This window comes from Oceanicoccus sagamiensis (assembly GCF_002117105.1).
Taxonomy (GTDB): Bacteria; Pseudomonadota; Gammaproteobacteria; order Pseudomonadales; family Dasaniaceae; genus Oceanicoccus; species Oceanicoccus sagamiensis.
Genome location: NZ_CP019343.1, coordinates 4204019 through 4224463, shown reverse-complemented (window position 1 = coordinate 4224463; position 20445 = coordinate 4204019). Strand labels below are relative to the sequence as shown.

General features: G+C 47.7%; 12 protein-coding genes and 3 pseudogenes. 10 read left to right on the top strand and 5 right to left on the bottom strand.

The features are described from left to right. Positions 1-83: 83 nt before the first annotated feature. From BST96_RS19135 to BST96_RS19120, 5 genes and pseudogenes are all read left to right on the top strand, one after another. Complete coding sequence (locus BST96_RS19135) at positions 84-926, top strand: HDOD domain-containing protein (RefSeq protein ID WP_085760225.1); 843 nt, start codon at positions 84-86, stop codon at positions 924-926. A gap of 64 nt (positions 927-990) precedes the next feature. After that, positions 991-1907, top strand: a pseudogene (locus BST96_RS21155) (FAD-dependent oxidoreductase); the annotation flags it as partial. Positions 1908-1955: 48 nt separating this feature from the next. Then, the gene (locus BST96_RS21515; protein ID WP_420814636.1) at positions 1956-2387 is read left to right on the top strand and encodes an NAD(P)/FAD-dependent oxidoreductase; all 432 of its coding nucleotides are present in this window, start codon (positions 1956-1958) and stop codon (positions 2385-2387) included. A 520-nt stretch (positions 2388-2907) separates the two neighbouring features. Then, positions 2908-5280, top strand: coding sequence for a fatty acid cis/trans isomerase (locus BST96_RS19125; RefSeq protein ID WP_085760224.1), 2373 nt, complete (start codon positions 2908-2910; stop codon positions 5278-5280). Between the two features lie 57 nt (positions 5281-5337). Then, positions 5338-7265: pseudogene (locus tag BST96_RS19120) on the top strand (amidohydrolase). 67 nt (positions 7266-7332) lie between these two features. Here BST96_RS19120 and fadA read toward each other — a convergent pair. The 4 genes from fadA to BST96_RS19100 form a co-directional block, all read right to left on the bottom strand. Beyond that, the gene (fadA, locus tag BST96_RS19115) at positions 7333-8514 is read right to left on the bottom strand and encodes an acetyl-CoA C-acyltransferase FadA (RefSeq protein WP_276206921.1); all 1182 of its coding nucleotides are present in this window, start codon (positions 8512-8514) and stop codon (positions 7333-7335) included. A gap of 35 nt (positions 8515-8549) precedes the next feature. Continuing rightward, on the bottom strand, positions 8550-10694 hold the full coding sequence (fadB, locus tag BST96_RS19110) for a fatty acid oxidation complex subunit alpha FadB (protein ID WP_085760223.1): 2145 nt from the start codon (positions 10692-10694) through the stop codon (positions 8550-8552). A gap of 45 nt (positions 10695-10739) precedes the next feature. Beyond that, positions 10740-12530, bottom strand: a complete 1791-nt coding sequence (locus BST96_RS19105; RefSeq protein ID WP_085760222.1) for an acyl-CoA dehydrogenase C-terminal domain-containing protein — start codon at positions 12528-12530, stop codon at positions 10740-10742. Positions 12531-12794: 264 nt separating this feature from the next. Next, positions 12795-13862 carry an AraC family transcriptional regulator gene (locus BST96_RS19100; RefSeq protein WP_085760221.1) on the bottom strand — a complete coding sequence of 356 codons (1068 nt, stop codon included), beginning with the start codon at positions 13860-13862 and terminating at the stop codon, positions 12795-12797. A 181-nt stretch (positions 13863-14043) separates the two neighbouring features. Between BST96_RS19100 and BST96_RS19095 the strand changes: the two genes are divergently transcribed. From BST96_RS19095 to BST96_RS19075, 5 genes are all read left to right on the top strand, one after another. Further along, positions 14044-14838 (top strand): hypothetical protein, encoded by a 795-nt coding sequence (locus BST96_RS19095; RefSeq protein WP_085760220.1) that lies wholly within the window; start codon positions 14044-14046, stop codon positions 14836-14838. 98 nt (positions 14839-14936) lie between these two features. Continuing rightward, positions 14937-16130 (top strand): MFS transporter, encoded by a 1194-nt coding sequence (locus tag BST96_RS19090; RefSeq protein ID WP_085760219.1) that lies wholly within the window; start codon positions 14937-14939, stop codon positions 16128-16130. A gap of 52 nt (positions 16131-16182) precedes the next feature. Then, positions 16183-16542, top strand: coding sequence for a DUF805 domain-containing protein (locus BST96_RS19085; RefSeq protein WP_085760218.1), 360 nt, complete (start codon positions 16183-16185; stop codon positions 16540-16542). Between the two features lie 520 nt (positions 16543-17062). Beyond that, positions 17063-17575 (top strand): hypothetical protein, encoded by a 513-nt coding sequence (locus tag BST96_RS19080; protein ID WP_085760217.1) that lies wholly within the window; start codon positions 17063-17065, stop codon positions 17573-17575. Between the two features lie 109 nt (positions 17576-17684). Further along, positions 17685-19037, top strand: a complete 1353-nt coding sequence (locus BST96_RS19075; RefSeq protein WP_206045367.1) for a mannan-binding lectin — start codon at positions 17685-17687, stop codon at positions 19035-19037. 32 nt (positions 19038-19069) lie between these two features. On the opposite strand, the pseudogene bioA reads toward BST96_RS19075, so the two are convergent. After that, a pseudogene (gene bioA / locus BST96_RS19070) lies at positions 19070-20364 on the bottom strand (adenosylmethionine--8-amino-7-oxononanoate transaminase). Positions 20365-20445 lie beyond the last annotated feature (81 nt).

Sequence of the window (20445 nt, the reverse complement as noted above, 5' to 3'; positions counted from 1 at the left end):
CTTTAGTTATTAAAAAGATGATCTAAACTATTGATAGTCAAAGAACAAATTGGACTAACAACCCCCTTTTAAGTGAGCAGTCTATGGACCAAGCAAGTATCGATACGATCAGCCAGCAGCTGGAAAAGCGTATAGCTATGAAAGCCTTGGCTTTACCTATGTTGCCGCAGGTAACCACTCAGGTATTGTCCTTAGTCAATGACGTTAACTCGGATGCTGCCGAGCTGGCCAAATTAATCCAGAGTGATCAGGCATTGGCTGGGCATGTTATGCGTATAGCGAATTCTGCCGCTTACAGTCCCAATGCCAAAATGACCTCCCTGCAACAGGCGATTGCCCGTTTGGGTATGCAAAATATGTCAGAGATTGCTATGGCGGCCACCATGGGGCCCAAGATGTTTAATACCAAAGGTTATGAAGAGTTGGTGAAGGGGATTTGGATTTCCTCATTGGCCACCGCGGTCTGGGCCCGTGAAATTGCTCGCCAGGGCCGTCGCAATGTGGAGTCGACTTTTTTATGTGGTTTGTTATTCCAGATCGGCCGTCCGGTGGTGTTACAAACAGTGCTCGATATTGCCAAAGATGATGATATGGATATAGAGCAGGAGGTGGTCGCACAATTAATGGAGCGCTATCAAGCCCAGGTGGGTAGTGAACTGGCGGACCATTGGTTATTACCCTCGGCGGTTAAAGATACTATTTTGGGGATTGCCGGTCAGGGTAGTGGAGCTTCGGCAGATATTGTCGCCACGGTTAAGGCTGCCAGAACCTTTGCTGCCTGTACCACGGCCGACCGCCAATACGACGAGGCGGCGCTAAGTGCCGATGCTACCATTGTTGATATTAATCTCTATGCAGATGATGTACAGCAGCTGTTAGAGAAGAGTGATTCAGTTCACGACACCATTAGCGAGTTGTCTTTGTAAAAAGATTCCGTCAATTAAGCCCCTGACAATTAAGACCCTGACAATTGTTTAAAGTGAGTTTGGTATGAGTGAACAGCATTACGACATTATTATTATAGGTAGTGGCCCGGCAGGTCAAAAAGCGGCGGTGCAAGCGGCCAAGGCGAATAAAAAAGTCGCCATGGTTGAATCGGATAAAGTCTTGGGCGGCGCCTGTGTACACCGAGGCACTATCCCCAGTAAAACCTTGCGTGAAAACGCGTTAAGAATTGCCAACCTGCGCCATCATGCGGAATTATTTTCCTTCTCATTGCGCCCGGATATGGAAATGGCGGCGCTGATTGATAATATGCATTCTGTGATCAGTGCTCACGATGACTATATTAATAAACAAATTAACCGTAATCAGATTGACCGTATTCACGGTCGCGCCAGCTTTGTCGATAAAAATACTATTACCGTTAATATGCCCGGCGGTAGCAGTGAAAGCCTGACGGCAGATTATTTTGTGATTGCCACCGGTTCAGTACCGCGCCAGGTCGATAATATCGAAGTAGACCATGAGTATGTTTACGATAGTGATTCCATTCTGTCGATGATTTATTTACCACAAACCCTAACGGTATTGGGGGCGGGGTCATTGCCAGTGAGTATGCCTCTATTTTTGCCAGCTTGGGTGTGCGGGTGACTATGATTGACCGTTATCCTCGCCCATTGGGTTTTCTGGATCAGGCACTAACGGATAAGTTTGTTCACGCCTTTGAGGCTGAAGGGGCGCGTTTTATTCCTGATTCCAATGTAAAGCGGGTTTATTGGGACGGTGTTTCTCAGGTAATTACCGAGTTGGAAGATGGCAGTGTCTACCGCAGTGAAAAATTATTATCAGCGGCGGGGCGCGTTTCCAATATCAAAGGGTTAAATATAGAAAATGCCGGGTTGTCATTAAATGACCGTGGCATTATTCCGGTTGACCGTCATTGCCGTACTGAAGTTGAGAATATCTATGCGGCGGGCGATGTGATCGGCCCGCCATCTCTGGCCTCAGCCTCAATGGAGCAGGGACGTCGTGCCAGTTGTGCTGCCCTGGGTGTTGATCTGGGTGAAATGACAGAAATGATCCCGGCGGGTATTTACGCTATCCCGGAATTATCCACCGTGGGTATGAGTGAAGGCCAGGCCATTGAGCAATATGGCGACCCGATTATTGGTGTAGCCCGGTTTGAAGAGATAGCTCGCGGCCAGATATCCGGTTTACAGGATGGCCTACTGCGTATGGTTGCCTGCCCCAAGGGTAAGACCTTGCTGGGTGTGCAGATAGTAGGCGAGGGTGCTACGGAGTTGATTCATATCGGTCAAATGGGGCTGTTATCCAATATGGATGTTGATGCCTTTGTCGAAAATATCTTTAACTTCCCCACGTTGGCAGAGGCTTACCGAGTCGCCGCATTACATATTGTTGGGCAGCGTCAGGCCAAGGCCTAAACCACTGCTGTCTGGCAAATTCCGTCTGTTTGGTTTGATTCTCTGCTGGTGGGGGGATCAAATCTGATACTTTCGAGATATCAGTTTTAGCAAGCTTTGTGCTAGCCATCCGGCTGTGAGGTGTCTGTTTTCAGGTGACGGTTCTAGCAGCTCGCCGTCGTTCTTCCTGTATTTTGACGCCACTGAAAATAGATCCCTCACTGCCTTGGATCACATATTCTTTCTGGCTTCTTGAAAGAAAAAGGCGTAAAGCCCAGCAATAACAGTATCGTAGGGTGGATTACAATCCACCAAGCCCAGCCATCAGCTACCCAATATCGGTGGATTATAATCCACCCTACCCAGTCAAACTCGTTCCCGGTCTATACAAAACTATAAGACCTCAATCAGGCTTAAACCGCTCTACAAGCCCCGGTTTTATAAAATTGATCAAAAGGCCAATATCGTTTTTGCGAATTGGCCTTTATACTATCTGCACAATAAGATTTCACCCGCTAGAGTAAAAACCAAAGGGTCGTTTATGAAAAGCCTCAATATACTACTTCTTGTCTTGTTTATCACCGGTTGTGCTGTGGTAGCTACCCAGCAGCTTAATGATCGATATGGCGCCCCCGCAGTGGTTGAGCGTACCGTTGAAGAGGGGCATAGCGACCCGGAGTTCTATCGTGATATCAAGCCGATTGTAGATAATCGCTGTGTGGTGTGTCATGGCTGTTACGATGCCCCCTGTCAGTTGAAGATGAGCAGCTTTGAAAGTATTGACCGCGGAGCCAGTAACGATAAAGTCTATGATGGCACCCGCTTGTTAGCGGCTAACTTAAGTCGGTTATCCGTCGATGCAGGCACTACCCAACAGTGGCGTGAGGAAGGCTTCTATCCCGTATTAAATGAGCGGGCACAAACACCAGAGGCCAATACCCAGGCCAGTGTTATGTATAGAATGTTACAGCTAAAAGAAAATCACCCTTTGCCACAACAAGATATTCTTCCCGATAGTTTTGATTTTTCCCTCGATAGAAAACAGCAGTGTAGTAAAATTGAAGACTTTGATAGTTTTGAAAAGAACTATCCGCTGTGGGGTATGCCCTATGGTTTACCGGCCATAGAACAGGAGAAAAAAGAATTAATTGATCAATGGCTGGCTACGGGTGCCAAAGCTCGTTACCCTGGTCGTAAGCCAACAGAAAATCAATTGGAGATTGATAATTGGGAAGCATTTTTTAATGGTGAATCATTAAAGCAGCAATTAATGAGCCGCTATATTTACGAGCATTTATTTTTAGCCAATATCTACTTTGAGAGCAATCTTGAAAAAATCGGAGAACAGCGAGAGTTCTTTAAGCTGGTACGCTCCAAAACCCCTCCCGGTAGTGCGATTGAAATTATCTCATCGCGCAGGCCTTTTGATGACCCCGAGGTAGACCAGTTCTACTATCGTTTACAGCGGGTAAAAACCACTGTGCTGGCCAAGCAGCATATGCCGTATTTATTCAATCCGGCGCGGATGATGCGTTGGCGCCAGCTCTTTATCGAGCCTCAATATACTGTGGCAAGCTTGCCCAGCTATAAGCCGGAAGAAGCTTCCAATCCTTTCCTAACCTTTAAGGCACTACCGGTTAAGTCCCGCTATGAATTTATGTTAGATGAGGCGGAGTTTACCATTATGGGCTTTATTAAAGGCCCGGTCTGCCGTGGCCAGGTTGCCCTGAATGTGATCAATGATCATTTCTGGGTGTTGTTTGTAGAGCCAGAGCTGGAGTCAAAATATGATACCGCCGAGTTTTTGATTAATGAGGCCATGGAATTGCGTATGCCGGCGGAAAAGCAAAGTAATGCGATGATGCCGATTACTTCATGGATGAGCTATTCGCGGATGGAAAAGCGCTATATCGAAGCCAAGCAACAACGCTTTGAACAAATATTCCCCGAGGAAGGTGCCCTGGATTTAGAGATGCTTTGGGATGGCAACGGCCGCAACCGCAATGCAGCTTTAACTGTATTCAGGCATTTTGATAGCTCTACAGTCACTAAAGGTTTACTGGGTGATACACCCAAGACCGCCTGGGTTATTGGTTATCCCTTATTAGAACGTATCCATTATCTGCTGGTTGCCGGTTTCGATGTTTATGGCAATGTGGGTCACCAGTTGCTAACGCGTCTCTATATGGATTTTTTACGAATGGAAGGCGAGTATAACTTTTTACGCTTATTACCGGTGGATATTGCTGAGCAGGAATTGGATTTTTGGTACCGCGGCGAAGAATCCAAAGTTGAAGTCTATCTTAGTGAATTGCATAACCGTGAAACCGAAACCTCAGGTATTAACTTTCAGTCCAATAATCCCAAAAAAGAATTCTTTGAAATGGTTCGGGAAAAGTTTGGTGAAGAGGTGATTGCCAGCGATATTATCAATACCACACCGCTAATGCGCATCACGGATGCCTACCAGAAACAACTGCAGAAACTCTCAGCCGTCAAAGGCCTGCCGCTGGGTTATCTGCCCGAGCAGTCGATGATTAAGCTAAGCCTGAATAATGGCCAGCAGCGTTTAATTTCTCTGGTGCGTAATCGCGCTCATAGCAATGTTTCCCACCTGTTTGGTGAAGAAAGTCGAATGATTCCAGAAGAGCAAACCCTGTCGGTAGTAGAGGGAGTGATTGGCACCTACCCCAATGCTTTTTATCAATTACAGGAAGATCAGTTAGCGGAGTTTGTTGCTGCGGTGGCCCGGTTGGATAGCGCTGCCGATTATAAGCAGTTGCGCAGTCAATACGGCATCCGCCGTACCGATAGAAAATTCTGGGCCTTTAGTGATAGTGTTCACTCCCTGTTTTTAAATAGCTACCCTGTCGAGGGTGGCTTGCTGGACTATAACCGTATCGAAAATCGATAGCACAAGGCGAGCTATCCCAAATGGCCGCTATGGATAGATGGCTAATAGGGGGGAAGAATGCAGTTGGTACTTTGGTTTAAACGCTTGGTATTCGTGGCTCTGGTTTTTATGGCGGGCTGTAATCAGTCCGATAATAATACCGATGTCAAAAACGCTATGGCCGATGCTATTTATTATAATGGCAAGATTATCACCGTAGATGATCAGCAACCGAAAGCGGCCGTTGTGGCTATTCAGGACGGCAGCATCATCTATGTGGGAGATATGCGCGGGGCCAAACCTCTGATATCTCCCGCCACCCGCCGTATTGATTTACAAGGCAAGACAATGATTCCCGGTCTGGTGGATGCCCATGGCCATGTGGTGGTGTCCGGGCTACAGGCGGCCTCGGCTAATTTACTGCCTCAGCCCGATGGTCGAGCCAATAGTTTTTTTCAAATCATTAACAGTCTGACTGATTGGCTTGCCAGTGATATCGGCGCAGACTTTGTCGCCAATACCGGTTGGTTGGTGGGTTTTGGTTTTGATGATTCACAGTTGGATGAAAAAGTCTTTCCCACGGCTGCTGTACTGGATATGGTCAGTGAAGATAAACCTGTATTAATTATTCACCAGTCCGGTCACTTTGCTGTTTTAAATCGCAAGGCTCTGGCTATGGCGGGTATTGACGACTGTAGAAAAGACATTCCCGGTGGCATTATCCGCTGTGAAAAAGATGGTAAAACCCCCAATGGTGTACTGGAAGAAAATGCGTTTTTTACCTCTTTAGAAGTGTTTCAATCGTCGATTAGTGATGATTTCGGCCTAAAACTTTTTGACCTGGGTCTGCAGAGTTTTGCCCGCTTCGGTTATACCACGGCACAAGAAGGCCGGGCGTTTGCTGCGTCTGTAGTTACCGCCGAAACCCGTGCTGGCCAGAAACACTTACCTATCGATGTGGCGCTTTATGTTGACTATAGCGCTAAGTCTGCCCTTGATAACTCGGCCTATTTTTCTGGTAGCGGTTATCAGCAGCCTGCTTATCAAAATGGTCTGCGTATTGCCGGATTAAAAATGACTCTGGATGGTTCACCGCAGGGTAAAACGGCCTGGCTGACCGAGCCTTATTTTGTCCCTCCCCAAGGGCAAGATAAGGACTATGTTGGCTATCCGGCAATGACCGCAGAGCAGGTCAATGCAGAAATTATGGAAGCCTATGCGAAAGACCGACAGGTCCTGGCCCACTGCAATGGCGATGCCGCCATAGACCTCTACCTCGACGCTCTGGCACAGGCAGCAGAAAAATACGGTGTGGGTGATCGTCGCCATGTATTAATCCATGGCCAGACCTTGCGCAAGGACCAGATACCTCGGTTAAAAGCATTAGGGGTTATTCCGTCGCTATTTCCAATGCATACTTTTTATTGGGGGACTGGCATAAAAACTCGGTGTTGGGGCCTGAGCGCGCTGCCTATATTTCGCCGACGAAAGATGTATTAAATGCGGGTATGATTTTTACTACCCATCATGATGCGCCGGTCGCGCTACCGGATTCCATGCGAGTATTATCCGCTACCGTTAATCGTGTTACTCGCAGTGGAGAAGTTCTGGGGGCTGATCAGCGAGTCACCCCTTATGAAGGTTTAAAGGCCATGACACTCTGGCCGGCCTATCAACATTTTGAAGAAAAGATTAAAGGCTCGATTGAAGAGGGCAAGCAAGCGGATTTTGTGATTCTGTCGGCCAATCCATTAACCGTAGACCCTTTAACCATTGCTGATATTAAGGTATTGGAAACGATCAACGATGGTAAAACTGTGTATCAGCGGGAGACTGTTAATACTCAAGCCAGCATCGGTGGTGATCGTGATAGGCAGGGGTGTATTACTTCAGCGGGTTATCAGTGGTGTGCAGCGATTAAACAGTGTGTGCGTGCCTGGGAGTTGGCAGCAGAGCAGGGTTTTGACAATAACGCAGCACAGTTTGCCAGGTTTTGTGATCAGTAAAAATGTGAGCAGTAAAAATAGGCTGCTGGTTTACAGTGAGGGCTATAAACCAGCAGCAGTTGTCGCCTTAGTTCAGGCGTTCAACAACGGTAGTAATCCCCTGGCCAAGACCGACACACATGGTGGATACACCCAGTGTCATATCTTTGTTTTCCATGACATTTAACAGGGTACCGGTAATGCGTGTACCGGAACAACCAAAGGGGTGGCCTAACGCAATAGCGCCGCCATTCAGGTTAACCTTGTCATCCATTTTATCCAGCAGATTCAGATCTTTTAGTACAGGAATTGCCTGTGCCGCAAATGCTTCATTTAATTCAAAGCAATCAATATCATCCAGCGTTAGACCGGCACGTTGCAGAGCCTTCTGAGTAGAGGGGACAGGGCCGTAACCCATAATGGATGGGTTAACACCAGCCACTGCCATCGCGCGGATTTTAGCTACCGGCTTTAAACCCAGTGCTTGGGCTTTCTCTGCGGCCATCATAATCATGGCTGAGGCGCCGTCAGAAATCTGCGATGAGGTGCCCGCGGTAACCGTACCATTCTTAGGGTCGAATACCGGCTTAAGGGCGGCCAGTGATTCCAGATTGGTTTCAGGTCGAATGGTTTCATCATGACGAATTAAGGATTTAAAACCGTTCTCGTCATGGCCTTCAATCGCCACAATTTCACGGTCAAAACGACCTTCGATAGTCGCGGCATGGGCTAAGCGGTGTGAGCGCTCAGCAAAGGCATCCTGATCGGCGCGCACTACACCGTGCATAATCGCCAAAAATTCTGCCGTCATACCCATCATGCCAGCCGCTTTGGCGACATGTTTGCTTAAGCGTGGGTTGGGGTCCACGCCGTGGTCCATCGGCAGGTGGCCCATATGCTCAACACCGCCGACGACAAACATATCGCCATTGTTAGTCATAATGGCCTGTGCCGCGGTATGCATTGCGCTCATCGATGAGCCGCAAAGACGGCTAACCGTTTGGCCACCGGCTGAGTGTGGGATAACAGACAGCAAAGACATCATCCGGCTAACATTCCAGCCCTGTTCCAAGGTCTGGTTTACACAGCCCCAGATAACATCTTCAACTTCAGCTGGGTCAATGCCGGGGTGACGGGCAAATAAGCCATTGATTAAATCGGCGGATAAATCTTCGGCGCGGGTATTTCTAAAGCAGCCGCCTTTTGAACGACCCATAGGGGTACGGGCAAAATCGACGATAACGGCATCTCTTGGTTGTAATGTGGTCACGGTGTTTCTCCTGGTAAATTCGTTGATGTCGCTAGTTACTTAAACATGCTGCCGTTATTGGCTGCTAAGTCCCGTAGTGTGTCAGTAGGGTGGTAGAGAGGCCCCAGTTCCTTATACTGATCGGCTTTTTCAACGAAGGCAGCCAGACCCATATTTTCAACAAAGCGGATAGCGCCACCTTTAAAGGGTGGGAAGCCTACACCAAAGATAAGCGCCATATCCAAATCAGTGGCACTGCTAACAATGTCCGCTTCCAGACAGCGAATAGATTCAAGACAGAATGGCACCATTAGGCGGTCCATAATCTCTTCTTCGCTAAATTCTTTTGGCGCATCAACATGAGGTGCCAGTAATGCTTTAACCGACTCATTATAAGTTTTGCGTAGCTTGCCACGTTTGTCCGCTTTATAGTCGTAAAAGCCCTGGCTGTTTTTCTCACCAAGACGATCATTTTCCAGCATCACTTCTAAACAGGTTTTAAAGGTTTGACCCATGCGATCAGGGAATCCATCAGACATAACCTTGCCAGCATGAACGCCAGTATCAATACCGACCACATCACACAGGTAGGCGGGGCCCATCGGCCAGCCAAATTTCTCAGCAGCTTTATCGATAGCCACAAAGTCAGCGCCTTCTTTAACCAGTGCAACAAAGCCGGCGAAGTAGGCAAATAAAATACGGTTAACCAAAAACCCCGGGCAGTCATTAACAACCACCGGCTTTTTCTTCATGGCCAGTGCATAGTTAACCGTTCTGGCGATAGCAGCATCACTGGTTTTTTCGCCGCGGATAATTTCAACCAGTGGCATTTTATGCACCGGGTTAAAGAAGTGCATACCACAGAAGTTTTCCGGGCGTTTTAGCGCCGAGGCTAACTCGGTAATGGGGATGGTTGACGTGTTAGAGGTCAGGATGGTGTCGTCACTAATCAAACCTTCTACTTCGGCTAATACGGCTTTTTTAACGGCAGGGTTTTCAACCACGGCTTCTACAATCAGGTCGGCCTGGTCAATACCGTCATAGCTTAGTGTTGGTGTAATCTTGTTGAGGGTGGCGGCCATTTTATCCGCGGTTAAACGCCCACGCTTAACTTTAGTGGATAATAGTTTGGCAGCTTCTCCCATCCCCATATCAATACCGGCCTGGGCGATATCTTTCATGATAATAGGGGTGCCGGTCGAGGCGGACTGGTAAGCAATACCGCCACCCATAATACCGGCGCCTAGTACCGCAGCGCGTTCTACCGGTGTGTTATTGGAGGCATAGCCTTTGGCCGTTTTGGTCAGGGCCTGATCACCGAGGAACAGGTTGATCATATTACCGGTGATTTCCATTTTACCGAGTTTGGTGACTGCTTCGTTCTCAACCTTGATGGCCTCATCACGGCCTAGCTTGGCGGCTTTCTCAATCGTTTTTACCGCATACATGGGTGCTTTATAGTGGCGACCTGCTTGCTGGCCAATTAGCGCTTTGGCGGTGGTAAAGGCCATGATATTTTCAATATCATCTAATTGCAGTGGTGAGGTTTTCTGTTTACGGATGGCGGCAATATCAAAATCGCCATTAATCGCTTTTTGTAACAGGTCCATTGCCGCGGCATCAAGTTGATCGGCTTCTACCACAGCATCGACCATACCGGCGGCTAATGCGGCCTTGGCTTTGTTGTCTTTGCCGGTAGCAATCCACTCAACAGCATTGTCGGTGCCAATAATACGTGGTGCACGAACGGTGCCGCCGTAGCCGGGGATAATGCCCAGTTTGACTTCAGGGAAGCCAATTTTCGCATGGCTATCCATTACTCGAAAATCGGTCGTCAGTGCCATTTCCAAACCGCCGCCCAGTGCCAGGCCATTAATGGCGGTGACGGTAGGGAAGGGCAGGTCTTCAAACACAGAAAAATCGGCGTTGATGGCATTAATGCCGGCCAACATCTCTTCTTCTGGCAAATGAAACATATCACCGAATTCAGTGATATCTGCACCGACAATAAAGCTATCTTTATTGCTGCGAACTAACAGGCCTTTAATATCTTTGGCCTGGGTAAGCAGCTGGCCTACCTCTTTCAATTCGCCGAGGGTTAGTCGGTTAAATTTATTGACTGACTCACCTTGTAAGTCGAATGTTAGCGTGGCGATATTATCGTTAACATCGACGCTGATAGCTTTACCTTTAAAGTTCATTACCACAAGCTCCTGGCTATTGGTGTGTATGGGCTAAAGTCTGGTTTAAAACGGGTTTACGGCATCATCTAACAGATTTTCTACACCGGAAGTCATGGTTAGGGCCAATGACGCGGTACGAGGCAGTAGACGCTGGAAGTAGAAGCGGGCTAAATAAACCTTTGCTTCGTAGAATGCCTGTTCTGTTGTGCCTTCTGCTAACTTAACCTTAGATACCTTTGCGGATCTTGCAAATAAGAAGGCATAAATAACATAGCCGGAATACATCAAATAATCTACACAGGCAGCATTGACTTCATCCGGGTTACTCATCGCTGAGGCACCAATCTGCTCAGTTAACGTCTGCCACTCGGCCAGCAGCGTCTTCAGCGGGTTAATAAACTCGGCCATATCATCGTCGCTGGTGTTATCACAGAACTCACTGATCGGCGTGATCAGATCTTGTAGCAGCTTGCCGCCACTCATAATGACCTTGCGGCCTAGCAAGTCTAATGACTGAATACCGGTGGTGCCTTCGTACAGCATAGAAATACGGCTGTCGCGAACATTTTGCTCCATACCCCATTCGGCAATATAGCCGTGGCCACCAAAAATCTGCATACCCAGGTTGGCTGCTTCAAAGCCGGTTTCGGTCATAAAGGCTTTGGCAATGGGTGTTAGCATCGCTAACAGGTTTTCAAAGCGCTCTTTCTCTTCATCGTCTTTGGCCTGTGCCGAGATATCGCTAAATAAGGCAATATAGTAAATCAGCATTCTGCCACCTTCAGAGAAGGCTTTCTGGGTTAGCAGCATTCTTCTAACGTCAGGGTGAACGATAATAGGGTCTGCTGCCTTCTCCGGTGCTTTAGCGCCAGACAGTGCGCGCATCTGTAAACGCTCTTCGGCATAAGCCAATGAATTTTGGTAAGACAATTCAGCGTGGGCCAAGCCTTGAATAGCGGTACCGATACGGGCGGTATTCATAAAGGTAAACATACAGTTTAGGCCGCGGTTTTCAGGGCCAATCAAATAACCTTTGGCGTCATCAAAATTCATGACGCAGGTGGCGTTACCGTGAATACCCATTTTATGTTCAAGGGAGCCACATTCCAGTGTATTGCGCTCGCCAACGGAGCCGTCGGCATTGACGTTAAATTTGGGCACGATAAATAGCGAAATGCCTTTGGTGCCTTTAGGGGCATCCGGTAAGCGGGCTAAAACAATATGTACAATATTTTCTGCCATATCGTGATCACCGGAAGAAATAAAAATCTTGGTGCCGCTGATATTGTAGCTGCCGTCGTCATTTGGCTCAGCTTTGGTACGCAATAAACCCAGATCACTGCCACAGTGGGGTTCGGTCAGGCACATAGTACCGGTCCATGAACCGTCTGTTAGTTTGTGCAGATAGGTTGCTTTTTGCTCATCAGTACCGTGTTCGGTAATGGTGTGACAGGCGCCGCGGGACAAACCGGGGTACATCCCCCAGGACCAATTAGCGGTGCCTACCATTTCCGTTGCCGCTAGAGCTAAGGATTTCGGTAAGCCCTGGCCACCAAACTCTTCTGGCGCTTCCAATGAGGGCCAGCCGCCTTCAACAAACTGTTGATACGCTTCTTTAAAACCATCAGGGGTGGTGACTTTGCCATCTTTAAGGGTACAGCCTTGTTCATCACCAACGCTGTTAAGGGGAGTTAGCACGTTTTCACAAAATTTGGCACACTCTTCAAGAATGGCGCTGGATAAATCGTTGCTGACCTCATTCCATTGTGCATTGCTGGCATAGAATGAATCCATACCGAGTAACTCATTGCGAACAAACTCTAAATCCCTTAATGGGGCTTTGTACTGGCTCATATCATCTTCCTCTTTACCGTACAGGGCTAACTATTTCAGATGGCATAGCTTCGGCGATTGTGAAAGGCTTAACAATGGCTATTCATAGCAATGATTATTGCAATTTGAACCAATCTGTAATGATTTTTTGAGTGATATTAAGGGCTTAGCCTGCTAAATAGCGGCTTGTAGGGTGGATTACAATCCACCGCTGTTGTTGCTCATTACCGGTTGGTGGATTTTAATCCACCCTACGTTACTGGAGAAAATGGGGTTTGTAGTCTGTTATGCGGATTCTTGCAGGGCGTTTTTATCTAATAGCTGTTTGCGGTATTCACCGGGCGGCAGGCCGGTCCACTTTTTAAAGGAGCGGTAAAAGGTACTGGGGTTTTCAAAACTTAATAAGTCAGAAATTGCGGTGGTGCTGATATCCGGGCAATTGAGATAGTGGATAGCTGCCTCCATCCGCGATTCATTTTTTAGTTGCTGAAAGCTACAGTCTTCCTGGCCAAGCCGGCGGTGCAAGGTGGTCACGGACATATTAAAAAAGTCAGCCACTTCTGTTGCGTTAGGGAAGTCTTCGCCAATGCTTTTGGCTAATAAAGATTTTACATAGGGCGCCAGGCCTTCATTGGGATGCTTTTTGATTAAGCCGTAATAGGGGGCTTTGCGCATAAAATCTTCAACACTATTTTCATTTTGTACAATGGGATAGCTGAGATATTTTTTATGGAAACGGTGGCCAATAAAGGCCTGGTCGTAGTGGTGACGGTATTTTTCTTTGACATTGGTGGCCGGTTTATTGGTGTCGTCGCTAAAGTTGTAATAGATATCTTCAATGGGCACATACTTGCCGATTAGCCAACTGTAAAAACCATGCCATGCGGAAAGGGTGGAGCGAACTGTGCTGGGGGAGGTGGTTTTAATCAGTTGGTCAAATTCCTGCTGTTCTACACAGTCCAGTTTGCTGCCTTTAAAATACACATAGTCACCATCCAGCTCAATTATCGGCTTCACTTTAAAGCCGCGGCATAACTCAAAAAAGTCACCGGCTCTATTAATGGCGTGTTGTAAGTCTTTGCAGTGGACAATGCTTTGGCATAGCAGGCGGATTGCGCCTTTGGGGACTGGGCCGCCACTTAACAGACCGAACCATTCATCCTGGACCAGTTCAATAATATGGTGGTGAAGTTCGCCGTATTGCAAGACTGAAATCGAGGCGCCCGCTTCAATATCACTGGCTTTAACCCCGATATCCTCCAATAGCTCATCCACATTGCAATCGCGGTCGGCGGCGATGGTCAGCATGGTATTGACAAAATGGGCTGGGACTGTAAGTTGTGTACTTTCCATAGGCTCCAGGTCGTTTTTAAGTCTTATTACTGTCTGTTGATAGTAAAGGATTTAGACACAGTAACCAAGCTATAGCCACTATTCATTGGAGTTGTAACTGATTTGCCCATTTCTGCTCAAGATATTGATCTGACAGGCAATTCACCACGTATGTTCCCCAAAAGATAACGAGGTTTTTGCCATGAATCCCCCACAGCCCGCACTCGCCGACAATACTGATTTTGACAAGCTGCCAGAACCCCTCGCGGACACGATTATCGTTAGAGACCGTATTATCGAGCATTGTGGCCTTGAAGAGGTTACCGATGGCGTAGGGCCGATTTTACCACTTAAGCTGCGCCGCCCACCCTATGTTGAAGCTGGCTGGGTTCGTCTATGGAAGGCCCCGGAAGATTCTGTGATTGACCGTTTATTCCACCTCTATATCGGTGGCCCTGGCAATGATATGAACCTGATGTATGCCATGACCCGTGCCGATAGCCCGATTCCGCATTTTTTAATGCATTACAACATCAACCCACCGGCTATCTGGAGTTACCATATTGATTTGGCGCCTAAGGTGGATGGCGTGATGTACCCGGATTACTGGCGTGAAGCCTATACCCCCCTCAGTGCCACCACCGAAAGCAAGAAGATTAAATCCATACCCACCAGCCGTATTCAGGCGGATCGCAAGCAGTATCTTTCCACCTGGGGGATGTATGGCAAAGAAGTCGAGCAGCCGGAGTATGAAATGGTCCGGGATAAAGTGATGCCGGTCTATCTCGATCATTTCCTGCATTTGGTGGATAACTTTAGCTTTGACCAGGTGGATAAACAGTACCTGACCCAGCGCGGTGGCCATCTTATGGATATGCTATTAGCCCGTGAAATGGATGTTAAGGGCTGGGGTCGCTTCGATGCCTTATTTGGCGCAGAGCAAACTGACCAGGTCAGGGAGTTATGCCGCCGAGAGCTAAAGCCTGCTGAATCTTAATAAAGATTTTCATGCCCTGGCCCGGATAAGCCGCCGCTAGGGGGCAGTAACTGGTAGACTCCTTATTATTGAAGTCGATAATAATAAGGTTTCCCTGAATGCGAACGCTGTTCCTCGTCGCCCTGCTGGATAGTGCAGGGTTTGGCATTATCATCCCTGTTTTTCTGTTTTATGCGCTACAACTGGGAGCTAGCCCGGATATAGCGACGATGTTCTTTGCGATCTATCCGGTTGCCATTGTTTTTTCCTCACCTTATCTCGGTTTATTAAGTGACCGCTATGGCCGTAAGCCCGTGCTGGTGCTGTCGATGTTTGGTGCTGCGCTGGGCTATATTGTGCTGGGTTTGGCCAGTTCACTCTGGTTATTAGCCCTGGCTCGGCTGATACAGGGGGCGATGGCGGGCAATATGGCCGTTGCCCAGGCCTATATCGCCGATGTCACCAACGAAGAACAGCGGGCCCAGAGCATGGGTAAGATTGGTGCGGCTACCGGTCTGGGTTTTGTCATTGGCCCTGCCGTTGGTGCCTGGCTAGCGGGGGACAGCTTTGATAATAGCAGTCTGGAACTGGCCGCTTATACCTCTGCGGCGCTTTCCTTGATTGCCTGTATTTCCATGGCAATCTTCTTGCCCGAGAGTCTCGACAAAGCGCATCGGCAACAAAGCCGCAGCAAGCCCCTTAGTATTAACCCCTTTGCCGGTGTGCCCAGCGCTCTGGCCAAACCATTAATGCTACCGCTATTTATCTGCGCGGTGCTGTTTAACATTGCCGGTGCCTTTGGTGAAGTGGTACTGCCACTGTTTTTAAAAGACACTGAGGTGATCGAGGGGCCGCAGGGTTTAATGTGGGTGTTTTTACTGTCTGGCTTAACCCTCTCTATTGTGCAGGCAAAACTGATAGCGCCAGTCAGCAAACGCTTTGGAGAATACTTGATGTTTATTGCCGGGGCCGGTATTTATGGTCTGGCCTTTTTGGTGATGGTCTATACCGCTTCTCAGGCGTCTTTACCCGGTTCGGTCTTTGCCTGGTGTCTGGCGGGCGTGGGCATGGCGTTTTTCTTTACCGGTTTACAAACAGTGGTTTCCAAGCGTGCCGAGCCCCATGAACGAGGCAGTGTTATGGGCGCTTTTTCTGCCTTTGGTCTAATGGGGCGAGTTGTGGGGCCTTTATTAGCAGGGAGTATTTACGCATCACTGGGTATAAATATGCCGTTTTATCTGGGGGCGATATCATTGTTCCTGGTAGTATTACTGGCACTGGCTACTAAAAAGAAATCGGTTGTGGTGAACTAGAACCGCTGTAATCTCCCCCTTTACATACTATCGACAACAAGGATATTTACGGATGAATAGCTATATTGATGTGTTAAAAAAGTACGCTGTCTTTGGTGGGCGCTCCCGGCGTAAAGAATATTGGTATTTTGTTTTATTTAATCTGATATTGACTATCGTTATTGGTGTTATTGATCAGGCTACCGGTACCTTTGATCCTGAAACCGGTATGGGCCTTATCGGTATCCTCTATGCCCTGGTAGTCATTATTCCTTCTTTTGCTGTGCTATTTCGCCGTTTGCATGATACGGGTCGCAGTGCCTGGTGGTTGTTAATTTTGTTGGTGCCGCTAATTGGTTTTTTGGTTGTGCTGTTCTTTTTGTGTCAGGACAGTGAGGCAGGGCCGAACCGCTGGGGAGAACCCCCTAAATAACCTCGTTGAATATCTCTTTAATGCTTTTAGTCCGATAATGTTTAGTGACAGGGCTGTATTCAATAGCGCAAAGGGAAATGTCGATTTTTTATAACTTTTTTTATTCAAAATTGGTGGTATAAAAATCAGCTGACACCATCGATGTCGCTAATAAAACACCATTTTTCTAGCAAAGTTTACCCAATTAAACCAAAGCTATAATGGCTTTATAGCATTCTATACCGCCTTTCTTGTTTGTATAACCCTACTTCTTTTGCTTGTAAAAAATGTTAAATAAAATTGTCGTTTTTGCTAATCCATATTGCTTACGGATAAGATAGACTCCAAAAATATAATACAAAATACTTGTGCAGGATTGAGGTGTGCAAGGTAAAAAGGGTTCTAGGAAGAGGTTGTGTTGTTCGGTCTTTAGTTTACTTACTTTTTTAATGTTATTACTGCTTGCTGCTGTGGTTTTTCCTGCGCATGCCAGTCGTAAGTTTGCTAAATGCATAAGCAAATCATTAAGTGGATTAACTCTATGAGTGGTTCAAAGGCTAGTGAAGATACATTTTTATCGCTAAAAGGAGAAGTGCTGAAGGAAGTGTCGAGTGTCAGGTTTTTACTTGATATCGGTAGGCCTGAAGATTTTTCGTTTACCTATTGTCTCTGTAGTTATTTGTTGTTTGAAGGACTGGCGCCAGTAAAGCTGCATTTTTCTGATGCAGATAAAGGGAATTCAGTTTTTGCTGAAAATGTCTCCGTTGATGAATTTAATCAGCGCTATAGTGGGTTTTCGGGCCGCGTTTTTTGTGAAGACTTCTTTGAATACAGTGGCCTAAGAGTGGAAGATGTTTTTATTTTTCGTGGCGACGATAATAATGATATTTTAAGTGTGACGCTATTCTTGGAATATGGGCTGGAGTTGCATCTGGTTTCTTTTGCCCACCTGACAAGGCGGCCTTATTATGGCGCCTTATTCACTGATCAAACTGTGTTTGTTTTCTCCAGGGGAAGAGTGCCTGTAACTCGAGTAAATAAAGCCGCGTACTAGTTTGTGCGTTAAGGCGTTCTGGATTTTTAACCTCTGCCATCCGGCAGTGCTAAAAATCAGGTGGATTGTCTGCCTGTTACTTTATCTTCAAACTTTAAGGATAGATATAATGAAGACTATAACAACATTGCTTGCTTCAGTTAATTTCCGTATTTTTTGTTCTGCAATACTTTTTATCTTTGCGCCCGTATTATCCGCTGCGGCTAAAACACCGCCCGCAGCTGTACCGATTATAAAAGATGTCTGTGCCTTGCCATTAACCCCGGCCAATACTCAGGAAGAAACCGCCTGGCAATTGTTTGTGGCCATTAATTGTAAAACCGCCCAGGGCCAACTGACCTGGGAGACCTGGACCACACAGGCCTGTCTGGATAACCCTCAAGACTGCCGTACCATCGGTAGGCTTGGCGGGAGCGCTTTACGGGATACCTTGGGAGCCGCCGATAACCCCAAGCGTACCGCTGGGTGTTCACCGATGACAACCACATCAACCGCCGACCCTTCGTTGCTTGGCTTTGTGCCGACCAACTTAAGTAGCAAACCCGTATTTTGCGAAGAGGTAACGATCAATGCTGCCGAAGAGGACTATGCTCGCAGCAAGGGTTTGTTAACACAGGCAGGGCAGGTGAACTATTTGCAGTCGGGTAAGACGATTGATTTTCCTACTGCGGCGGTTGAAGTGAAAGCGGACTGGGTGCCGGCCTCCTCCTTTACGCAGGTGACGTTTGATTGTTCTGCGCCCAATAGTCAAATCTATCTGGAAAAGATTGAGGGCATTTGTTATGCATTGGCGGGTATACATATCAGCTCCAAGCTCTACCCTAATTGGCTCTGGGCTACCTTTGAGCCACAGTATGCCACGACCAACCCTAACCGCTGCAAACCAACGCTCTATAACCAGTGCACTGATAATTGGGGTTCTAATCCCGCTACCTCCACCGGTGCTGATACTGCGCCAACAGCCGCTTTGCAAACCTTGTTTAATACTGCCGGTTCAGCATTGGACCCGGCTTTCCAGAATTACCGTTTAACAGGCACCCAAACCGTGTTTGACCAGCCAACCGATAGCCAGGGGCGTTTGGGTAGTTCATTTGTAGAGTTCAATGCCAATGTGCCAGCGCAAGAAGCGTCTTGTATTACCTGCCATAACTACGCGCAAAGGCAGCCAACTCCAGCGCCTTCAGGTTCGACCCCTCCCGGTGGCCCATTGCCCGGTGGTGCTAATGTAGGAACACCGACTGCCTTGCCGCCGGCTTATAAGCCGCTGGATTTTTCCTGGTTTCTTGGCTTCGGTGTGCCTCAGACCAGCAGCTGTTCGGATATTGATGCTGGCCCCATTTGGAGTAATACCGATGCACAGGGTAAATGCCCGGCAGTCTGCGCAGATACGGCCAGAGTTTGGAATGGTCAATGGACGACGACTGAAGCCGGCGTTATGTCAGTCTGTGGATGTTGTATCTAAAGTGTTGGGGATAGCGGTTTTATGTTAAAGCGCTATCCTCGCACCACCTCAACCAGGCCTGCGGTTAAAGTGGCAATATCCTGATCGCTAATAATATAAGGCGGGATGGTATACACCAGTTTGCCAAAAGGCCTGACCCAAATGCCGCGCTCGACCAGCCGTTTTTGTATCGCTGCCATATCCACCGCTTCGGTTAATTCAATCACGCCAATACTGCCCAGTACCCGTACATCGGCGACATTATCCAGTTCTCTGGCGGGGCCAGCCCCTTTAATAGCTGAGCTTCTAAATTGGCGACGATCTGTTGCCAGGGTTGGGATAGTAATAATTGCACACTGGCATAAGCAATAGCGGTGGCTAAGGGGTTGGCCATAAAAGTAGGGCCATGCATAAACACCCCGGCTTCACCTTCGCAGATACCGGTGCTGACCTTATCGTTACACAGGGTTGCCGCCAGTGATAAATAGCCGCCGGTTAAGCATTTGCCGACACAGAGAATATCCGGTTCGATAGCCGCATGTTCACAGGCAAATAATTTACCGGTACGGCCAAAACCGGTAGCAATTTCATCGGCAATCAATAGCACGTCATACTGGTCACAGAGTTGCCGCACCTGTTTTAGATACTCTGGTGAATAAAAATTCATACCGCCGGTGCCTTGCACAATCGGTTCAAGAATGACGGCTGCCAGATGGTGGTGATTGGCTTCAATCAGTGTTTTAAAACTGCTGATATCTTCTTCATTAAAGGCTTCGCCAAACCGTGTTCGGGGTGCTTCAGCAAAGAGGTGTTTGGGCAACACTTCGCTAAACATATGATGCATGCCCGTTACCGGGTCACAGGTCGCCATGGCGCCAAAGGTATCACCGTGATAGCCATTTTTCAGGGTCAGTAATTGATGCTTTTCTTTGCGGCCAACGGAGTACCAGTATTGAATCGCCATTTTAATAGCGACTTCTACCGCCACAGAGCCCGAGTCACTAAAGAACACTTTATTCAGTGAGGGGGAGGTAATATCGACTAACAGTTTGGCTAACTTAACCGCGCTGGGATGGGTGATGCCGCCAAACATTACATGGGACATATCGTCCAGTTGGTCTTTTGCCGCCTGGTTAAGTACAGGGTGGTTATAGCCGTGAATGGCAGACCACCAGGAGGACAGGCCATCAATCAGTTCTGCACCATCGGCCATTTTCAGCCTTACACCGGCGGCGGACAGCACCGGGTAAACCGGCGGCGCATCAATCATTGAGGCATAGGGGTGCCAGATATGTTGCTTATCTAAAGCCAGAAGTTGTTCGGTGCCAAGCGTATTGATATCGCTCATTTTTTGGTCATCCCCGAGAAAGATCAGAGGCGCTATTGTAGGCAAAGCCGAAGCCTGTTTAAATCACTTTCAGGAGCAAGT

What these genes read in the sequence shown, in the direction of transcription:
- BST96_RS19135 (WP_085760225.1), top strand. Translation starts at nt 84, where the DNA reads ATGGACCAAGCAAGTATCGATACGATCAGCCAGCAGCTGGAAAAGCGT.
- BST96_RS21515 (WP_420814636.1), top strand. Translation starts at nt 1,956, where the DNA reads ATGGAGCAGGGACGTCGTGCCAGTTGTGCTGCCCTGGGTGTTGATCTG.
- BST96_RS19125 (WP_085760224.1), top strand. Translation starts at nt 2,908, where the DNA reads ATGAAAAGCCTCAATATACTACTTCTTGTCTTGTTTATCACCGGTTGT.
- fadB (WP_085760223.1), bottom strand. Translation starts at nt 10,694, where the DNA reads ATGAACTTTAAAGGTAAAGCTATCAGCGTCGATGTTAACGATAATATC.
- BST96_RS19105 (WP_085760222.1), bottom strand. Translation starts at nt 12,530, where the DNA reads ATGAGCCAGTACAAAGCCCCATTAAGGGATTTAGAGTTTGTTCGCAAT.
- BST96_RS19100 (WP_085760221.1), bottom strand. Translation starts at nt 13,862, where the DNA reads ATGGAAAGTACACAACTTACAGTCCCAGCCCATTTTGTCAATACCATG.
- BST96_RS19095 (WP_085760220.1), top strand. Translation starts at nt 14,044, where the DNA reads ATGAATCCCCCACAGCCCGCACTCGCCGACAATACTGATTTTGACAAG.
- BST96_RS19090 (WP_085760219.1), top strand. Translation starts at nt 14,937, where the DNA reads ATGCGAACGCTGTTCCTCGTCGCCCTGCTGGATAGTGCAGGGTTTGGC.
- BST96_RS19085 (WP_085760218.1), top strand. Translation starts at nt 16,183, where the DNA reads ATGAATAGCTATATTGATGTGTTAAAAAAGTACGCTGTCTTTGGTGGG.
- BST96_RS19080 (WP_085760217.1), top strand. Translation starts at nt 17,063, where the DNA reads ATGAGTGGTTCAAAGGCTAGTGAAGATACATTTTTATCGCTAAAAGGA.
- BST96_RS19075 (WP_206045367.1), top strand. Translation starts at nt 17,685, where the DNA reads ATGAAGACTATAACAACATTGCTTGCTTCAGTTAATTTCCGTATTTTT.